1 protein-coding gene is annotated in these 1,098 nt (G+C 60.2%); it reads left to right on the top strand.

Annotated features, from left to right (window positions below):
• Nucleotides 1-147: 147 nt before the first annotated feature.
• Nucleotides 148-1,014, top strand: a complete 867-nt coding sequence (locus QMX91_RS31210; RefSeq protein ID WP_098967727.1) for a carboxylate/amino acid/amine transporter — start codon at nucleotides 148-150, stop codon at nucleotides 1,012-1,014.
• Nucleotides 1,015-1,098 lie beyond the last annotated feature (84 nt).

Here is a 1,098-nt window from a genome sequence, read left to right as displayed (position 1 = left end):
CGCGAAGGCGGTGTGTCAGTCAACTATTCGTCGACTGACACGATGCCTTCGCGAGCAAGCTCGCTCCCACAGGGTTCAGTGTTGCCTGAGGTTCGCGGTCTGGCGCAAAAACCGCTATCGTCGCCGCCATTCGAAACAGAGGCGACCATGGGCTATCTACTTTTTGTCACGCTGATCCAGGCGTTTTCCTTCAGTCTGATCGGCGAATACCTCGCCGGGCATGTCGACAGCTACTTTGCAGTGCTGGTGCGCGTGGTGCTGGCCGGGCTGGTGTTCATTCCGTTGACCCGCTGGCGCTCGGTGGAGCCTTCGTTCATGCGCGGCATGCTGCTGATCGGCGCGTTGCAGTTCGGCATCACCTACGTTTGCCTGTACCTGAGCTTCCGTGTGCTGACGGTGCCGGAGGTGTTGCTGTTCACGATCCTCACGCCGCTGCACGTGACGCTGATCGAAGATGCGCTGAACCGCCGCTTCAATCCGTGGGCGCTGGTGGCCGCGTTGGTAGCGGTGGGCGGTGCGGCGGTGATTCGTTTTGACCGGATCAACCCGGATTTCTTCATGGGCTTTTTGCTGCTGCAACTGGCCAACTTCACCTACGCCGCAGGGCAGGTGCTGTACAAGCATCTGGTGGCAAAACACCCGAGTGATCTGCCGCACTACCGACGTTTCGGCTTCTTCTATCTCGGCGCGTTGGCGGTGGTGTTGCCGGCGTTTCTGCTGTTCGGCAAGTCCAACTTCCTGCCCGAAGCGCCGTTGCAATGGGGCGTGTTGCTGTTCCTCGGTCTGGTCTCGACGGCGCTGGGGATGTACTGGTGGAACAAGGGCGCGTGCATGGTTAACGGCGGCACGCTGGCGGTGATGAACAACCTGCATGTGCCGGTGGGCTTGCTGCTGAACCTGCTGATCTGGAATCAGCATGAGGAACTGGGACGGTTGTTGCTGGGCGGGAGTGTGATTCTGGCGGCGGTGTGGATCAGCCGGTTGGGCATCCGCAAAACTCAAGCCACCGCATAACCCCTGTGGGAGCGGGCTTGCTCGCGAAAGCGGTGTGTCATTCAACGATTATGTTGACTGACCTGACGCCTTCGCGAGCAAGCC

It is taken from the genome of Pseudomonas sp. PS01299, from assembly GCF_029960145.1.
In the GTDB taxonomy this organism is placed as follows: Bacteria; Pseudomonadota; Gammaproteobacteria; order Pseudomonadales; family Pseudomonadaceae; genus Aquipseudomonas; species Aquipseudomonas putida_A.
This window is presented reverse-complemented; position numbering and strand designations above follow the sequence as displayed.